The 18,708-nt window shown below is 56.9% G+C and carries 13 protein-coding genes and 1 tRNA gene; all 14 read left to right on the forward strand.

From position 1 onward, the window contains the following. Nucleotides 1–143: 143 nt before the first annotated feature. Nucleotides 144–216, forward strand: a tRNA-Lys gene (locus QZR17_RS05875). 204 nt (nt 217–420) lie between these two features. Continuing rightward, nucleotides 421–3,528 (forward strand): glycoside hydrolase family 2 TIM barrel-domain containing protein, encoded by a 3,108-nt coding sequence (locus QZR17_RS05880; RefSeq protein ID WP_297128846.1) that lies wholly within the window; start codon nt 421–423, stop codon nt 3,526–3,528. 123 nt (nt 3,529–3,651) lie between these two features. Continuing rightward, on the forward strand, nt 3,652–6,342 hold the full coding sequence (locus QZR17_RS05885) for a calcium-translocating P-type ATPase, PMCA-type (RefSeq protein ID WP_297128849.1): 2,691 nt from the start codon (nt 3,652–3,654) through the stop codon (nt 6,340–6,342). 329 nt (nt 6,343–6,671) lie between these two features. Further along, nucleotides 6,672–7,703, forward strand: coding sequence for a YitT family protein (locus QZR17_RS05890; protein WP_296163944.1), 1,032 nt, complete (start codon nt 6,672–6,674; stop codon nt 7,701–7,703). Between the two features lie 6 nt (nt 7,704–7,709). Further along, nucleotides 7,710–8,759: a porin gene (locus QZR17_RS05895; RefSeq protein WP_297128852.1), complete on the forward strand. Its 1,050-nt coding sequence runs from the start codon at nt 7,710–7,712 to the stop codon at nt 8,757–8,759. A gap of 163 nt (nt 8,760–8,922) precedes the next feature. Next, on the forward strand, nt 8,923–10,344 hold the full coding sequence (locus QZR17_RS05900) for a TerB N-terminal domain-containing protein (protein WP_297128855.1): 1,422 nt from the start codon (nt 8,923–8,925) through the stop codon (nt 10,342–10,344). 158 nt (nt 10,345–10,502) lie between these two features. Then, nucleotides 10,503–11,114: a cytochrome c nitrite reductase small subunit gene (nrfH, locus tag QZR17_RS05905; RefSeq protein WP_297128857.1), complete on the forward strand. Its 612-nt coding sequence runs from the start codon at nt 10,503–10,505 to the stop codon at nt 11,112–11,114. Nucleotides 11,115–11,146: 32 nt separating this feature from the next. After that, nucleotides 11,147–12,652, forward strand: coding sequence for an ammonia-forming cytochrome c nitrite reductase (nrfA, locus tag QZR17_RS05910; protein ID WP_297128860.1), 1,506 nt, complete (start codon nt 11,147–11,149; stop codon nt 12,650–12,652). A 100-nt stretch (nt 12,653–12,752) separates the two neighbouring features. Continuing rightward, complete coding sequence (locus tag QZR17_RS05915) at nt 12,753–14,027, forward strand: cytochrome c biogenesis protein ResB (RefSeq protein WP_297128862.1); 1,275 nt, start codon at nt 12,753–12,755, stop codon at nt 14,025–14,027. Beyond that, complete coding sequence (ccsA, locus tag QZR17_RS05920) at nt 14,027–14,839, forward strand: cytochrome c biogenesis protein CcsA (protein WP_297128866.1); 813 nt, start codon at nt 14,027–14,029, stop codon at nt 14,837–14,839. The genes QZR17_RS05915 and ccsA overlap by 1 nt, the downstream gene beginning before the upstream one ends. Before the next feature lie 200 nt (nt 14,840–15,039). Next, on the forward strand, nt 15,040–15,519 hold the full coding sequence (locus QZR17_RS05925) for an Hsp20/alpha crystallin family protein (protein WP_297128869.1): 480 nt from the start codon (nt 15,040–15,042) through the stop codon (nt 15,517–15,519). Between the two features lie 176 nt (nt 15,520–15,695). Continuing rightward, nucleotides 15,696–16,418: an ATP-binding cassette domain-containing protein gene (locus QZR17_RS05930; RefSeq protein ID WP_297128871.1), complete on the forward strand. Its 723-nt coding sequence runs from the start codon at nt 15,696–15,698 to the stop codon at nt 16,416–16,418. Between the two features lie 14 nt (nt 16,419–16,432). Then, nucleotides 16,433–17,764 carry an aspartate kinase gene (locus tag QZR17_RS05935; RefSeq protein ID WP_297128924.1) on the forward strand — a complete coding sequence of 444 codons (1,332 nt, stop codon included), beginning with the start codon at nt 16,433–16,435 and terminating at the stop codon, nt 17,762–17,764. Continuing rightward, entirely contained in the window at nt 17,757–18,641 is an 885-nt protein-coding gene (menA, locus tag QZR17_RS05940; protein WP_297128876.1) for a 1,4-dihydroxy-2-naphthoate octaprenyltransferase, read from the forward strand. The genes QZR17_RS05935 and menA overlap by 8 nt, the downstream gene beginning before the upstream one ends. The last annotated feature ends 67 nt before the right edge of the window (nt 18,642–18,708 follow it).

Raw genomic sequence — 18,708 nt, forward strand, 5'->3', positions numbered from 1 at the left:
CAAAGGTAATCTCTTTTTCCTCCCCCTCCCAGCACATCAAAATGCGAATTAGCCGAAAAAGGGGCAAGGGGGCAAGGATAGAATCTTGGCACGTGGGCAATTTTTTGCTACCTTTGCGACGTCTACGGATGTTTTCATCCACTGGTTCGCTAGCTCAGTTGGTAGAGCACAACACTTTTAATGTTGGGGTCTCGGGTTCGAGCCCCGAGCGAGCCACAGGCAAGGAGAGAGCTGACATTTAGTGTCGGCTCTCTCCTTTTTTTCTCTCCCACATAGCCCACCCACTTAGCCGAATTAAGTCCATCCTCAGGGCTGTTATTACTCAAAAATGTCAGTTAATAGAGCTATATTTGCTATCCGAGGACCTTGGAAAAAAGGTCTGTAGGGACAGAATTGAGTACCACCTTAGCATTCAACCTTATGAAGTCAAAGATATTAGGTGTCGCCATAAGTGCTCTCCTCAGCATCGGAGCAGGTGCACAGACCTTTATGGAGTGGCAGGATCCGGCTGTCAATGAGATCAATCGCCTACCGATGAGGGCACGCTTCTTTCCCTACGCCTCGGAGCAGGAGGCGAGGGTGGACGACCCGCTACGCTCCAGTCGCACCCTGTCGCTCGAGGGCGAGTGGAAGTTTGTCGCCACAAGGGATGTCAAGGGGTACCCCACCGACTTCATGAAGCCGGGCTTTGATGACAGAGACTGGCGGACGATGCCCATCCCGGGACTGTGGGAGAAAAATGGTGTCTGCGACCCGATGTACCTCAATGTCGGCTATCCCTGGCGCGGACACTTCAAGAATCAACCTCTAGCCAAGGAGCCGGTGCCCTACAAGGACAATATCGTCGGCTCCTACCGCCGTGAGATCGTCGTGCCGGCTGACTGGAGTGGCGAGGACATCACACTCTACATCGGGGCGGTCAGTTCCTGTGCTTATGTATGGGTGAATGGCGACTTCGTGGGCTATACGGAGGATGGGAGACTGGAGGCGGAGTTTGACGTCACCCCATTCATCAAGCCGGGAAAGACAAATACTATTGCCTTCCGCGTCTTCCGCTGGTGCGATGGCACCTACCTCGAGGATCAGGATATGTTTCGCCACACGGGATTTCACCGCGACGTCTACCTGTACGCCCGTCCCAAGTCCCACTTGGCAGATATTACGATCACGCAGGACCTGATCAATGACTACAAGGACGGACTGCTGGCTCTCCGGCTCAAGTCTGTAGGCTCTCCCAGATACGAGCTTTCCCTCACCGACGCCCTCGGACAGAGGGTCTGGGAGCGCTCGTTGCCGGGCTTCAGCGTCAATACGATCCGGGCCATCATCCCCGGTGTCGCAGCCTGGACCGCCGAGACCCCCAACCTCTACAAGCTCGAGATCAAGAGCTTCGTCAACGGAGAGCTCTCCGAGGTGTCCCGCTTTGACATCGGCTTCCGCAACATCAGGATCGAGGACTCTCTGCTCAAGGTCAATGGCAAGCCGGTCCTCATCAAGGGTGCTAACCGCCACGACACCGACCCCAATACCGGATGCATTGTGTCGCGCGAGCGTATGCTGGAGGACGTGAAGCTGGCAAAGCAATTCAATATGAATGCCATCCGCACCTGCCACTACCCCAATGATCCCTACTTCTACAAGCTCTGCGATGTGTATGGACTCTATGTCTGTGCCGAGGCTAACCTTGAGTCCCATGGCATGGGCTATGGAGCGGAGTCTCTCGCCAAGCAGCCGGAGTGGGTGGTCCCGCATGTGGAGCGGAACGTCCGTCACGTCGCCTCGAGAGGCATCCACCCCTCGATCATCATGTGGTCGATGGCCAATGAGGCCGGAGATGGGCAAAACTTCACCGCCGCCCGATCGGCAATCAAGAAGCTCGACACCAGTCGCCCGATCATACTCGAGCGTGCCATTGATGGTTCCAATACCGATATCTATGGGAATATGTACCGTCGTCCGAGTGAGCTCGTGGAGTATGCACAGAGCCATCCTACCAAGCCCTACATCCTCGTGGAGTACGCTCACGCTATGGGGAATAGCCAAGGGTGCATGACCTACTATATGGATCTCTTCCATACCTATCCGGTCCTGCAGGGCGGCTTTATCTGGGACTTTGTTGACCAATCGCAGTATATGCAGAAGCCGGATGGCACCACCGTCAGAGGCTATGGTGGCGACTGGAACGACTACGACCCGAGCGACAACAACTTCTGCGACAACGGACTCTTCGACTGCACCCGCATGCCTAAGCCCAATGCGGTGGAGGCAAAGTACGCCTACCAGCCGGTCCTCACCACAATGGAGGGAGGACTCTCTCTCGGGCGTGTCACACTCCTGATCAAGAATGACAATGACTTCCGTCCGCTTGACTACCTGTCCCTCAATTACGCCATCACTGTAGACGGGCAGGAAGTGCAGTCCCGCTCTATGGCCTGCCCTGCCGTCAGGCCCGGTGAGACAGAGCGACTGGAGATCGAGCTCCCGTCCATCGATGCCACCGGTAAGGATGTCTTCCTCAATGTCGAGTACCGCACTCTGGTGGATCAGCCACTCATCCCCGCTGACCACCTCGTGGCGCGCAATCAGCTCACGCTTGCAGAGCATACCGAGCGGATGCTCTCACTCGGTCAGTATGGCTATGTGACTATGGAGGACAGCTCGGATCAGACGATCTACTTCTTGGTCAATCACGACTGCGTCGTCACCTTTGATAAGAAGAGCGGCTTCCTCACCGGCTACAGTATGGGAGACAGTGAGTATCTAGCAGAGGGGTCTGCCCTGAAGCCATCCTTTTACCGCGCCCCCACGGACAATGACGAGGGTGCCGGTCTCCAGCGGAAGTGGCAGGCGTGGAGAGATCCGGAGATGAAGCTTTCCTCGATCAGCGCTGAGGTGCTGAGCGGTCGCGGCCATGTGGTGACGAAGTACGACCTGCCGGGCGTACAGTGCGACCTGACGATGGAGTACACGATCGATGTAGACGGAAAGGTCTACGTCTCTCAGAAGCTCGATCCCCGCAGTAGCGACAAGGATATGCCGGAGCTCTTCCGCTTCGGTCTGCAGATGGAGATGCCTGTCGCCTACAGCCAGATCCACTACTACGGCAGAGGTCCGATCGAGACCTACCCCGACCGTAAGGCTAATGCTTTCATCGGCTGGTACGACCTCGCTGTCAGCGACGCCTACTTCTCCTACGACAGACCTCAGGAGAGCGGTCTCCACAGCGACCTGCGCTACTGGTCTGTCATCAATGAACGGGGCGAGGGGCTGGGCTTCGTGTCGGGCAAGGACTTCTACGCCTCCGCCCTGCCCTACAGCACCACGCAGCTGGAGGACTTCCCCGAGAAGGCACAGCACCACTCCGAGCAGCTGATCCCGAGTAAGGATAGGGTCTTCCTCCATATCGATGCAGAGCATCTCTGTCTCGGGGGCGTCGACTCCTGGGGATCCATCCCTCCGGAGCGGTGGCGCCTGCCCTACGGCAGCTATAGTCAGGAGATCTGCCTCTTCCCCGTGGCAAGGCGCTGACTAGCGATACCTGTGAGGAGCCTCATCCGATCGGATGGGGCTCCTCTTTTTTTATACTAAAAATAGTGTAAACTGAGGGGTTTGGGTACCTTTGCTGAGCATTCATCCATCACTTAGGATACTATGAGCGAAAAGATATACTACGGTATGACCGAAGACGAGGTGGCGAAGGATCTCGACACCTCGACAGAGCAGGGACTCTCCCCGGAGGAGGTGCGGCGGAGACTGGAGAAGTACGGACACAATAAGCTGAGGGAGAAGAAGCGGACCCCGCTCTGGAAGATATTCCTGAGCCAATTTAAGGACACCCTCGTGCTCGTCCTGATCCTCGCCGCCATCGTCACGGCCGTGATCGCTATTGTCGACAAGACGAATAACTTCACCGACAGCTTCATCATCCTCGCCATACTGATCGTCAATGCGGTCATCGGCACGATCCAGGAGCATAAGGCGATGGTCTCCCTCGACTCGCTCAATCGCATGAGTGCCCCCCACAGCAAGGTGATCCGCGGGGGTAACATCACTGAGATAAGCTCTGAGGAGATCGTCCCGGGAGACGTGGTGGTGCTCGACGTGGGCGACATCGTGCCCGCTGACATACGGCTGACCGACTGCGTCAACCTCAAGATCCAGGAGGCGGCTCTCACCGGGGAGTCGGTCTCCAGCGACAAGAGTGCCGACCCACTGCAGGCTGACCCTGACTTGCCCATCGGTGATCGCTCCAATATCGCCTTCTCCACCGGACTCGTCACCTATGGCCGCGGTAAGGGTATCGCTGTGGCGACCGGTATGGAGACCGAGGTGGGACACATCGCCGAGATGCTCTCCGAGACTGAGCAGCAAGAGATGCCACTCCAGAAACGGCTCAATCAGCTCGGCAAGGTCCTCGGCTTCCTCGCCCTCGGCATCTGCGTACTGATCTTTATCCTCGGCGTCCTCTATGGTCAGCACATCCTCGATATGCTCCTCATGGCAGTCTCCCTCGGCGTGGCCGCCATCCCAGAGGGACTACAGGTGGTAGCAACGCTCGTCCTCGCTATGGGCGTGCAGCGACTCGTGAAGCACAATGCCATCGTCCGCACCCTGCCCTCTGTCGAGACACTCGGTAGTACCTCCATCATCTGCTCCGATAAGACCGGCACCCTGACGCAGAATAAGATGACCATCACCCACGCCTGGCTACCCGGTGACGAGATGATCGCCATAGACGAGGCAGCGGAGTTGCCGGAGACAACCGAGGAGAGCTTGAGTAAGCTCCTCGAGGTGGGATCACTCGCCAACGAGGCGCACCAGTCTGATGACCCCGATGCGGAGAGCCCCTACAGCGGTGACCCGACGGAGATCGCCTTCCTCGACCTCGCCAATCGTCGGGATGGGATGAGCAAAAACGACCTCGAGGCGAAGCACCCGCGCCGTGCCGAGGTCCCCTTTGACTCCGAGCGAAAGATGATGTCCACCATCAATGCCATGGAGGGAAAGGAGCTCCGCACCAATGTCAAGGGCGGTACCGACGAGGTGCTCTCCCGCTGCAGCCACTACCTCCGCGCAGGTGAGCGTGTCCCGCTGACCGATGAAGTGGCGGAGAAGATCCGCTCAGCCAATGTCCACATGGCGGAGGAGGCGCTCCGGGTACTTGCCGTCGCCTATGCCGACATTGACTCACTACCTGCAGAGGAGAGCTCCGAGGCAGTGGAGCGAGACCTGACCTTCGTCGGTCTCGTGGGGATGATCGACCCGGCTCGCCCGGAGGTAATCCCCGCCGTAGCCGAGTGCCGCACAGCCGGCATTAAGCCTGTGATGATCACCGGTGATCACCAGGTGACCGCCTCTGCCATCGCCCGACAGATCGGGATCCTCGAGGAGGGCGACCGGGTAACTAACGGCACCGAGCTGGAGAAGATGAGCGACGACGAGCTCTACGACCTCGTCCCCCACTGTGCCGTCTACGCCCGTGTGGCACCGGAACATAAGGTACGCATCGTCAAGGCGTGGCAAAAGCACGGCAAGGTGGTCGCCATGACCGGAGACGGGGTCAATGATGCCCCGGCACTGAAGCGAGCCGACATAGGTATCGCCATGGGTATCACCGGCACGGAGGTCTCCAAAGATGCAGCCGACGTGGTGCTGACGGACGACAACTTCGCTACGATCGTCAATTCAGTCCGCGAGGGACGTCGCATCTACGACAACATCGTCAAGTCGGTCCAGTTCCTCCTCACCTCCAATATCGGCGAGGTGATGCTGATCCTCATCGCCACTGTCTTCAACCTCGGCAACCCGCTACTCCCGATCCATCTCCTCTGGGTCAATCTCGTCACTGACAGCCTGCCCGCTCTCGCCATCAGTCTCGACCCCCCGGCGGAGGGGATCATGAAGCGTCCCCCGATCGACAGCGAGAAGGGCTTCTTCACCCACGGCTTCATCTGGCGAATATGCTACCAGGGACTGATCATCGGACTACTGGCCCTTGTCGGCTACCTGATCGGAAAGAGTGATGGCGGAGTCGAGCTAGGACAGACGATGGCCTTCATCGTCATCTGTATGGCTCAGATGCTCAACATCCGCAACCTCCACTCCAGCACATTACCGAGCTGGCACACCTCACCCTTCAAGAATATGCCGCTCTTCTGGGCGTTACTCGTCTCCACGCTGATGATGGCTGCGGTGGTCTTCATCCCGGGCGTCAACGACATCTTCCACCTCGAGATGCCCGATCCGAAGCACTTCCTGATAGTCCTTGGGCTGATGTTTGTCCCGATCGTGATCGTCAACCTCTTCAAGCTCCTCGGCATCAATACTATCAAGGGAGAGTAAGTCCTCCCCAAACATCTCTGAGCGAGGGACTGTCCACACAAGCAGTATGGACAGTCCTTCTTTTTATATCAGGTCTCTATGCACTTTTCGTTGCATCACGAATGATTTTCGCGTTGCGTGAGAAAAACCAGACAAACGTCCAACCAGCAGAAGAAAGAGCGGGATAGGACCACTTCATCCGGAACTAAAGTCGGAAATTCGCACTCCGACACACCCGGCTGAGAGTCCAAGAGATAGCGATAATTACGAGAGGAAATAGGTACATTTGCGCAGTTCTTTTGAGAAAAGACCTTATCTAATCCAAAGAGACCCTTTATTCAGCAACAAAGATGAGTAACACCGTACCACCTTCGGGGGAGAGGACCGACAAGTGGAAGCGTGCGCTTGACGCAACGGTCCGGACACTCAAGACGACTAAGTTTTGGTCCGAGCTATTCATTATGACTGCAGCGGTATTTATGTGCGCCGTGGCCATCCACTTTTTCCTTTACCCGAGTGGGATCATCACCGGATCTGCGACAGGAGTGGCGATCGTCTTTAATCGTCTTATGCCGGGCATCACGACAGGCAACTTCATCCTGATCATCAATGTCCTGCTCCTTATTGTCGCCTTCATCATACTGGGGCCAGAGTTTGGCGCCAAGACGGTCTACACATCGATCATCCTCGGTCCCTTTGTCGACTTCCTGGCTGACGTGGCACCGTTAGAGAGATCTCTCTTTGCCACAGAGATAGCCGGGACGATGTACTCCGATCTCTGGTCGGATGCACTGTGGTTTGTCCTCATCATCGGCATCGCTCAGGCGATCCTCTTCTCCGTCAATGCCTCGACCGGGGGACTAGACATCGTGGGGAAGATCATCACAAAGTATACCCATATGGCGATCGGCACGTCGGTGGCGATCGTGGGGATACTCTCCTGCTTCACCGCACTCCTCACCAGCTCTCTCGGCAACGTGCTTATGGGCATCTTAGTCACCTGGATCAATGGACTGATCATCGACTACTTCATGAGCAAGATGAGCACAAAGATCCGCGTGATGATCGTCGTCGATGACCCGACGAAGACCAAGGACTACATCCTCCATACGATCAATCGTGGCGTCACGATCCACGAGGTCTATGGTGGCTATACGGGGAAGAAGAAGTATCAGCTGGAGACGGAGCTGGATCAGAAGGACTTCACGAAGTTGCGGCAGTACCTCAGCACCACGACGGAGAATACCTTCGTCACCGCCGATCCGGTGAGCGACGTCTATGGGATCTGGAGGGAGAAGCCGCACCTCAAGCAGCTGGAGGAGGAGGCTGAGGCTGAGAACACGGTGACCATCCCCAATAGTCACCGCATCAAGCCGGAGTAAATCCCGATGGATAAGACTGTACTGCGACCACTCCTTGCGCTCCTCACCCTACTCTGTCTAGCCCTGCCCTCAAAGGCGGAGGGACGCAGGCTAGACCCGATCCACATTGATCTAGAGGCGCGGGGAAGCTACCACCTGGACTACGTCGCCGGCACTCTGAATGAAGGGCGGACAGGATTTAGGGGCGACATCTTCAATTACATCATGTGGGGCGAGCTGGCGCCAAAGCTGGAGTACAAGGCTCGTGTGCGGCTCAATGGCGTCAATAGCGACTACTCCTTCTTCGACGCCACAGACTGGCTCTACCTCTCCTACAAGCTGACCGACCGCTTGTCCCTGCTGGCGGGCAAGTGGACGATCTACGTGGCGGGCTGGGAGCCGGAGCTGGCTCCGATAGACTGCTTCCAGCTGTCGGTCTTCCTTTACCACATACCCTGCTACGCCTGGGGCGTGACCGGTTTTTACACCCTCCCGGGGGAGAAGGACACACTCGGAGCGCAACTCTGCGAGAGTCCATTCCGTCGCGAGTGGCAGCAGAAGTCTGGGACGCCGGCAAGTATGTATGCCTATAACTTCTTCTGGGAAGGGGACCACGGATGGTACGACCCGCTCTGGTCAGCCAATGTGATCGAGTACCAGCCTGGGAAGTTCATCAACTACCTCTACCTCGGCAATCGATTCAACATCGGCTCTAAGACCGAGCTGGACCTTGACCTTGGGAATAGAGCGACCTTTGGACAAAAGCCATTCTTCTTCTCCGACTACTCACTCACCGCTCGGCTGAAGTACTACCCCTCTGACTACCTCAAGCTGATCCTACGAGCCGGCTACGATACCAATAAGAGCGGCCTCGATGCCGACTATGTGGTGACCAACGGGACCGAGATCAGCCAGGTGGGCTGCGGGGTGGAGTACTTCCCCTACGGAGACAACCGCCTCAGGTTGCACGGCAATATCGGCTACGCCTTTGGCACCAATACTCACCCCGAGGCGGCGGTGCTGGACCGGGAGATGCTCCTCGATATGGGGCTCACTTGGAGGATCCATGCCAAGTAGTCAATCGCGTGTAGTCATTTTTATTATCTTTGTGACATAGTGTGGGGTAGCGACCTCCACTTACCATTACGAACATAGCACAGAGCGACCTCCCGTCTTCTACTCACAACCGGACAGGGGACAGGGTGATCGCAGATAAGTAACCACTTAGTGAATCAACAGCATGAATTTCCTAAAGAGACTCTTCGGCGTCGGCAGTGACAACAACGACAGCAAGGACGATGACCGTCGCCGGGAAGAGAGACGCCCCGAGCCCTCTGCCACACCCGAACCTAAGTCGCAGAGGAGCGAAGTAGAGAGAGAGAGGTCTCAGCGCCCCTCACGTCGCCGCAGCAATAACCCCGAGGAGAGGAGAAATCAGCAGCGCCGCAGACCCTCAGACAATGAGCGGAAGCCCAAGCCCGACAACGAGACCGGTGAGGATAGTCGCCGCAGAGGCCGATCAGGGGACAGCAATCGCCGTGGTCGCCGCCCTGCAGACCGCCGAGGCGAGCGGAGAAGCCGCATCGAGGAGAGACCCCGCGCCACCGAGCTCTCTGAGTATGTACTGAGCACAGCAGAGGTGGTCCACGACGAGGAGCGCGACAAGTGGCGCTCGCTCGACTTCCGTAAGCTGGACACCGTGATCCCCGAGAGGACCTTGGCACAGGATCACCCCGAGGATATCGACCTGCCGGAGCCGATGCGTCAGGCGATCAGAGAGTCCCTCGTCTGGGTCTCCTACGACAAGGATCTGCCGGAGATCAGCTACGATGAGGAGGGCAATAAGCAGATCGGAGGGACTGAGGAGCAGCAGCGCCAGCCCTACTTCCTTGAGCCGAGTACGATATGGACTGAGGCGCCGATCAGCGAGGGCGAAGGCGGGAGACTGAAGTACTCCCCCTCCTATCTCGAGCTCACCCCGGAGCAGCGGTATGAGTACCTCGACTGGCTCACCCGCAAGGACAAGAGCGGCAAGTGGGGCTACGTCTTCCTCTACTACAATGGTCTGGAGCGCCACCTCCTGCTAGGTGACCTCGATCGTGCCGTGGAGGAGATCCTGAAGCTCAGGGAGACCTTCCCCTGGCAACACAAGCTGGTCAATGCCTCCGAGTACGCTGTGATCAACTCCTGCTTCGCTCGTCGCCGCAGAGATCTACTCCAGAAGCTGATCGACGAGGGCGCCTTCACCGGCATCTCTCTCCTCCAGATGACCATCTCCTACGAGAGCGATGTCAATCTCGGAGCTGAGGACCTGCTCAATATCTTCTACAAGCTCTATCCCGAGGCGCGCACCGCCCTCCACCACGACCGTGACCGCCTCAGGACGCACGTGGAGAATGCGCTGAATAAGCTGACCCTCTACGATGGGCTCCCGATCTATCGCTACCCGATCGACGAGGTGAAGACAAAGAACGAGCATCGCTTCCTCAACGACTCCTTCCCGGAGTACCTGCAAGGCTGCGTGATGCCGGACTTCTACTCCCTGGATCCCTTCCGTAACGACGTGGACCTGATCTTCCACACCGCCTTTGATGCCTACAAGGCAGACGCCGACTCAGACGAGAGTGAGGAAGAGGCGATGCCCGAGGACAAGGAAGAGTAACCCCCTTCCCTTTGGTTAATGCAGTTCCTTGGTGGTCATTGTGCCACTGAGGGACTGCATTGACTTATAGTGTGGTGGGACATTGTGCCGGAAATCGTTTTTCATATATAAATTTTTAGTAGATTTGTGAAGAAAAGCAATACACGACAGCATAGACTATGAGCCTCAGAGACCGCTGGAGACACCTCATCGACACCTTGCTTCCTACTTACAAGAGCAGGGTAGCGATCGTTGTACTACTCGGGGTCGTAGCCGGGATCGGCTCCTACCTCGTCTATATGTCGCGTGTCTGGAGCTATGCAGGAGACGATCCGGGGACCTGCATCAATTGCCACGTCATGGAGCCCTACTATGCCACCTGGATGCACAGCTCGCACGGCACAGAGACCACCTGCAACGACTGCCACGTCCCGCACGACAGCTTTGTGAGGAAGTACTTCTTCAAGGCGACGGACGGGCTCCGGCACTCCTACGTCTTCACGATGAGGGGCGAGCCGCAGAGTATGAAGGCAATCCCCGAGAGTCAGAAAGTGATCTACGAGAATTGTATTCGCTGCCATTCGCAGCTCAATCAAGAGTTTGTCAAGACCGGGATGCTCCGCGGTGCGTCTATCACCGACGGGACGGAGATGGCTTGCTGGGACTGCCATCGTGATGTACCTCACGGCGGAGTCAATAGCCTCTCCAATACACCCAACGCCATCGTCCCCTTCCCCAAGAGCCCCGTCCCCGACTGGATCAAGAGAGCGAAAAAGAGTAACCTCGACTAATAAGCCACCCCACTATCTCATATATCCGCATTATGAACGAGCAGAAACCCAAACGACTAAAAAGCTGGCAAGGCTGGCTCCTCTTTGGAGCCGCCCTCGTGATCGTCTTCTTGCTGGGACTCTTTGCTGCCTCAGTAACTGAGCGACGCGCAGAGATCCGATCGATCTATGCCAATAAGAAGATCGACATTGAGCCCGGCGAGGCAAAGAGCGAGGTCTACGGTATCAATTATCCCCGAGAGTACGACACCTGGAGGGAGACCGCAGACACGACCTTTGAGAGCCGACACAATGGGAGCAAGGCGGTGGATGTGCTGTCAGAGCGACCGGAGATGGTCGTCCTGTGGGCTGGATATGCCTTCAGCCGCGACTACTCCACGCCACGAGGGCATATGCACGCTATCGAGGACGTCACCAATACCCTGCGAACGGGTACCCCGGGACTTCCGGACGGGGAGGATCTCCAGCCAGCCACATGCTGGACCTGCAAGGGTCCGGATGTGCCGAGGATGATGCAGCAGGTGGGGTTGCAGGAGTTTTATCAGAAACGCTGGTCCGACTGGGGGAGCGAGATAGTCAATCCTATCGGCTGCGCCGACTGCCACGATGCGGAGACGATGGAGCTGCATATCAGCCGCCCTGCACTCGTAGAGGCTATGGAGCGTCGCGGGATCGACATCACCAAGGCTTCTCACCAAGAGATGCGCTCCCTCGTCTGTGCTCAGTGTCACGTCGAGTACTACTTCAAGAAGGACGGTAACTACCTCACCTTCCCCTGGGACAAGGGGATGACCTTTGAGGACGTGGAGGCTTACTACGACGAGCAGGACTACTACGACTACATCCATCCGCTGAGCAAGGCGCATATCCTCAAGGCTCAGCACCCGGACTACGAGCTGGCACAGCACGGGATCCATGCTCAGAGAGGAGTCTCCTGCGCAGACTGCCATATGCCCTACATCAGCGAGGGGGGAGTAAAGTTTAGCGACCACCATATCATGAGTCCTCTTGCTCACATCGACCGTACATGTCAGACCTGTCACCGAGAGAGCAAGGAGGAGCTACTAAGGAACGTCTACGACAGACAAGAGAAAGCACTCGAGGTACGGAACAGCCTCGAGAAAGAGCTCTCTAGAGCACATATAGAGGCAGCCTTTGCCTGGGAGAAGGGAGCGACGGAGAGCCAGATGGCACCGGTGCTCAAGCTGATCAGGGAGAGCCAATTTCGCTGGGATTATGGGGTGGCAAGCCACGGTGCGTCATTCCACGCCCCACAGGAGGTGATGCGTATCCTGAGCGGTGGACTGGAGAGAGCTCTTCAGGCTCGGGTGAAGCTGGCACAGGTACTGGCGCAGAATGGTTTCACCGGCGAGGTACCAATGCCTGACATCAGCACGAAGGAGAAGGCACAGAAGTACATTGGTCTTGATATGAATAAGCTTCGAGAGAAGAAGGAGGACTTCAAGAAAACCATCGTCCCGAAGTGGATCGAAGAGGCCAAGGCTAAGGGCAATATTTACACCGCCATGAATCAGTGAGTCCTATTGCCATGAGACAATATGGGTATCATTTACTCTGATAAGAGACCTTCTCCGGTAGCTCGGGTGACGTCTCTTGCCCTAAAGGGAAGCCGTTGCGATGAGTAAGGGAAAGAGCCTCTGGAGCGGGAGGTGGGGCTACAGAGAGGGCTGGGTCATCACAGGCGGATTGCTTCTGATCGCACTTCTCTGGCAGGGCATCCTCGGTCCGCTACCGGGAGGGATGATCCCCCACTCGACCGTCATCGGAGCTGTCATCATCCTGTTATTGACAGCGGGGATCTGCACTGGTCTCAGGGAGCGGAGAGTGGTGCCGGAGGCGATCCGATACCTCTTTAGCCCTGCAGCCACCATCTGCAGCATCACCCTCTTTATGGGGGTGACCTTAGTGGCAGGACTGACGACGCAGGTGCCACCGGAGATGGCCATCGGGATGGGTGGAGTACTTCATCATATGGGAGCCACCTCAGTGGTACACTCCTATCCATTCATCACCTCATACCTCTACCTGCTACTTGTCCTACTCTGCGTGACGATGCGCCGCGTGTGGCACTTCCGCCGACCGGTCCGTGATGGTGCCTTTGTGCTCAATCACCTGGGACTCGCCTACTTCCTCACTTTTGCCCTCCTCAGCTCCAGTGCCATAGAGCGTTACCGGATGACCATTACCGAGGGCGACACTGAGTGGAGGGGACTGATCGATGGGCGCCAGGAGCCGGTGGAGCTACCGATAGCGATCGAGCTTAAGGACTTCCGGATGGAGGAGTATCCGCCTAAGCTGATGCTCCTTGACGGCACAAAGGGGCTGGTAAAGGGAAAGGGCGGCACACCCCTTGAGTTGCTCCTTGACCAGCCACTCCCGCAGAGTGGTCTGCTCGGTCAGTGGCACGTGACGGTAGATGATCGACTTCCTCTTGCCGCACCGGTTATGAGTGGCGACACCCTGCGCTATGTCGAGTGGGGCAGCGATGGTGCGACGACGGCGGCACACGTCATAGTCTCACGAGACGGAGACGAACTTGTCTCGGGATGGGTCAGCAATGGGAGCTACCTCATCCCCTATCGTGCTCTCTCACTGGAGGACAGTCTGACCCTCGTGATGCCGGAGTGCGAGCCGAAGCAGTACTACTCCGACGTCGTCTACTACACCCGGGAGGGAAGTAGCGGTCAGGCAACAATCTCTGTCAATAGTCCTCTACGACTCGGCGACTGGTACATCTATCAGCTCAGCTACGACGAGCGGAAGGGGCGGTGGAGCGACTTGACTCAACTGGAGCTGGTGAGAGACCCTTATATGCCGCACATTTACATCGGCTTGGTGATGCTCCTGCTCGGGGCGATCTTACTCATATTTAGCCCGCCTACGGATAAGTGATGGATCAGATACTCAACCTACTATCCCAGACCCACTGGGACCACTTCGTATGGTACGGCGTGACAGTGATACTCCTCTCCGCCGTCGGAGCCGGTATGGGCTGGACCAGGCGTCGACCTCTCGCTCTACTCTTCTCCACCGCAGCACTCCTCGTCATGACCTACTTCATTGCCGGTATGTGGGTCAGCCTGGGGCGACCGCCGATGCGGACACAGGGCGAGACGAGACTGCTCTACTCCTTCTTCGTCCTGATTGCTGGTATCCTCGTCTACAGCCGATGGAGGTATCGGTGGATCCTCTCCTTCAGCACCATACTGGCGACAGTCTTCATCATCATCAATATCGTCAAGCCTCAGATCCACTCCAAGACGATGATGGCGGCACTTGCGAGCCCCTACTTTGTCCCCCATGTGATCTCCTATATGTTTGCCTACGGGATGCTTGGCATCTCGCTGATTATCGGGCTCTACGCTGCGTATAAGAGGTCCGGCGACCATACGGAGCTGCTCAGGGTGATGGACAATCTCGCCTACACCGGCATCGGATTTCTCCTGATCGGGCTTATCCTCGGCGCAATCTGGGCAAAAGCAGCGTGGGGGACCTACTGGGGATGGGATCCAAAGGAGACTTGGGCAGCGATAACCCTCGCAGCGTACCTGCTCTTCCTCCACCACAGGAAGTTTCACCCGGCAGACCTCAGGACCTCGATCTGGCTGCTTATCCTAAGCTTTCTCTTCCTGCAGATGTGCTGGTATGGGGTCAATTACCTCCCCTCCGCCAAGGGTAGCATCCACACCTACGGGACGACATAAGTGACACATCCGTGACAAAACGGATGCCTCCAAGGGACATCCTGTCTCTGCGTCGGACATTGGGGTCGGACAGCTTTGTCAGCATAACATCCTAACTGTCAGATCGGTGCATCCGGCATCGATCTTGTCCTATACTTAGTGTCGATGGCTTCTGAGCCTGAGACTGAATAGGATAGTAAACCAACCAAAGCATAAGGATTATGACACGTACAGGATTTGATCTCTTCAACGATCTCTTTTTCAACGATAATTTCCTCCGTCCCGACTACAGCACTACGCGCGGAACCTCCAGCCCCGCGACCAACGTGATCGAGGAGGAGGATGCGTACAAGCTACAGGTATCGGCACCCGGCTTCACAAAGGCGGATGTGGATGTGAAGCTTGACCAGGACGGCAACCTCGTGATCTCGCTGGACAAGAAGAGCGAGGAAAAGACGGCCAACACCGATGAGGATAAGGCCACAGACTCCAAGCAGTTGGCCACGACCGACCAGAAGCCGGTACACTACCTCCGTCGGGAGTTTTACCACCAGAGCTCGATGCAGCGCTTCTCCCTCCCCGAGGATGCGGACGCTGACAGCATCCGAGCCAAGATGGAGGACGGCATCCTCGAGGTGGTGATCCCCAAGGTAAAGCCTGAGGAGAAGCCGAGCATCGAGAGAGCCATCAGTATCGACTAAGCGAGAGCTAAGGTTAGAGAAAAGTTTGGTAAAGCAAAGGGACTGCATAGAGAGGGTAACTCTCTATGCAGTCCCTTTGCTTTAGAGTCTCGCGAGCCGTTCCCACAACAGAATGAAAATCGCTACCTTTGCCTAAGATCCTTAGTAGGACTCTTACTATACAGCAATCAATGATTATGGCTGAAAACTCTGTACTCGAGTATCGCGACGTCACCATCCGCCGAGCGGAGAATGTCATCATACGCCACACAGACCTTCAGATCAATGCGAGTGACCTCGTGTATCTGATCGGACGCGTGGGATCGGGGAAGTCTACGCTGCTCAAGACGATATACGCTGACGTGCCCATAAGCGATGGAGAGGCACACTTCGGGAAGTTTGACCTAAGGCGGATCAAGAGGCGACAGATCCCCTACCTGAGGCGCGAGATGGGGATTATCTTCCAGGACTTCCGGCTGATGCACGACCGCACGATCGAGGACAACCTGAGCTTCGTCCTCCGCGCCACCGGCTGGTCCGACAAGCGAGAGATCAGCCACCGGATCGATGAAGTGCTGGCAAATGTGGGGATGGACCACAAGGGCTACAAGCTCCCCCACGAGCTGTCGGGCGGTGAGCAGCAGCGTATGGTCATCGCTCGAGCCCTGCTCAATAAGCCCAAGCTCATCCTCGCCGATGAGCCGACGGGAAACCTTGACCCTGAGACCGGGGACCAGATCTTCCAGCTATTCCGGAAGATCACCGAGAGTGGCACAGCCGTGATCATGAGCACACACAATTACGAGATGATGCGGAAGTATCCCTCCCGCATCCTCAAGATCGAGGACGAGCAGCTGCACGAGATGACCGTCCGCACACCGGTGGAGGAGCCGAAGGAGCAAGAGAGTACAGAGAGATGAGAGATTTCTCAGAGCTGATAGTCATGAAATTTGGCGGCACCTCGGTAGGCTCCGCCGATCGCATCAAGTATGTCGCCACACTGATTGAGGACGATCGCTTCAAGATCGTCGTCCTCAGTGCTATGAGTGGCGTCACCAATACGCTGGTCGAGATCAGTGACCACTTTGCCCACTCCAATGTCCAGGGCGCACTCAGCCTGATCGACGAGCTGGAGCAGAAGTACTACCACACCATCGACACCCTCTACGAGAGCAAGGAGTCGCAGACACTGGCAAAGGTCTTCGTCGACGAGAAGATGAGCTTCCTCAGGAGCTTTGAGACGGAGCGACTCTTCAGTGACTACGAGACCAAGCAGGTCCTTGGTCAGGGCGAGATCATCTCCGTGCGGATGATGGAGCTCTACCTCAGGGAGCAGGGGAAGAACCCGATCCGACTCAGCGCACTCGACTTCATCTGCACCGACCAGTATGGGGAGCCGGACTTCCCGCGCATACAGGACCGGCTCCTGCAGACGATGGCCGACTACCCGACGGAGACGCTCTTCCTCACCGAGGGCTACATCTGCCTCAATGCCTACTCCGAGATGGACAACCTCAAGCGCGGTGGCAGCGACTACACCGCCACCATCATCGGCTCCGTCCTCGATGCCAAGGAGATCCAGATATGGACCGACATCGACGGGATGCACAATAACGACCCGCGTGTCGTGGAGCACACCCGACCCGTGAGGACACTCCACTACGACGAGGCCTCCGAGCTGGCCTACTTCGGTGCCAAGATCCTCCACCCCTCCTGCATCATCCCTGCCAAGATGGCAAATGTGCCGGTCAAGCTCCTCAGTACCATGGAGCCGCAGGCAAAAGGGACCCTGATCTCCAACCGCATGGACGAGGGTGCACTCAAGGCGATCGCTGCCAAGGACGGCGTCACCGTGCTGCGGATCCGCAGCACGAGACTACTGCTCTCCTACGGCTTTTTACGCAAGGTATTCGAGGTCTTTGAGGCCAATAGGACCCCGATCGATATGGTCACCACCAGTGAGGTGTCAGTATCGGTCAGCATCACCGACACGGACCGGCTGGAGGACATCCTCGCCAATCTCCGACGCTTCAGCACCGTCACCCTCGACTACCCGATGACTATCCTCTGTATTGCCGGTGACCTCAATTGGAAAAACGTCGGCTTTGAGTCCCGCGTCATCGAGGCGGTAAAGGATCTCCCGGTACGGATGATCTCCTTCGGAGGATCGGACCACAACGTCTCTGTAGTGGTGCGAGCGGAGGACAAGGAGCTGGCGATGAATCAGCTCCACAAGCACCTCTTCATGGAGCCAGGGGATGAATAATCGGCTTAGCACCTGGGTCTACGCGACAAGGCCACACACCCTGGGCGCCTCCATCGCACCGATGCTGGTGGTGCTGGGAGCGCTGATCGCTGAGGGAGTATTCGACTTCTGGCCCTACCTCTTCGCCCTGCTAGTCGCGCTATCGGCGCAGATCACCAGCAACTTTGCCAACGACTACTTCGACTACAAGGGAGAGAAAGACACCGACCAGAGGATCGGCTTCCGCCGAGTGTTGGTGACCGGGGAGGTGACCCCTCGAGAGATGCTGATCGCTATGGTGATCTCCACCGGGATCACCATCCTCTCCGGTCTCGCGGCAGTGCTGCTGACGGGAGCGTGGTGGCTCATCGCAGTGGGACTGCTGGTGCTGGTCGGTGTCTACGCCTACTCCTACGGGCCCTACCCACTCTCCACCCACGGGCTGGGAGACGTGGCAGTGGTACTCTTCTACGGGATGACGCCGATACTTGCCACCTACGAAGCTATCGGTGGCACCCCACCGCTCTACCTCCTCCTGATGTCGGTCGGCATAGGGATCTGGGAGGATAACATACTCGTCTGCAACAACTACCGAGACTATGCAGAGGATAGGGAGAGCGGCAAGCAGACAATCATCGTCCGCATGGGGGAGCGCTTTGGCCCCACGATGTACCTCCTCAATAGTCTCCTGACGGTGATACTCTTAACCGCCGGGATCTACCTCGCCACCGAGAGTCTGGGACTGACCGCCATAGTGCTGAGTATTGCCCCTCTCGTCGCTGCACTGACCATCTGCATCTACCGATGGCGCGGCACGGAGCTCAATAAGCTCCTTAAGTACACCAACATTGTCTCCCTAGTGATCGGTCTCGTACTTCTTATCCTACAGATACTGTGATGGATGCGGGGAGGTAAAAGTTCTTGCAAATTTATATACGTAATTCAAAATCATTGCTTACCTTTGC

Origin of the sequence: uncultured Porphyromonas sp. (genome assembly GCF_900541275.1) — a bacterium.
Lineage (GTDB): Bacteria > Bacteroidota > Bacteroidia > Bacteroidales > Porphyromonadaceae > Porphyromonas_A.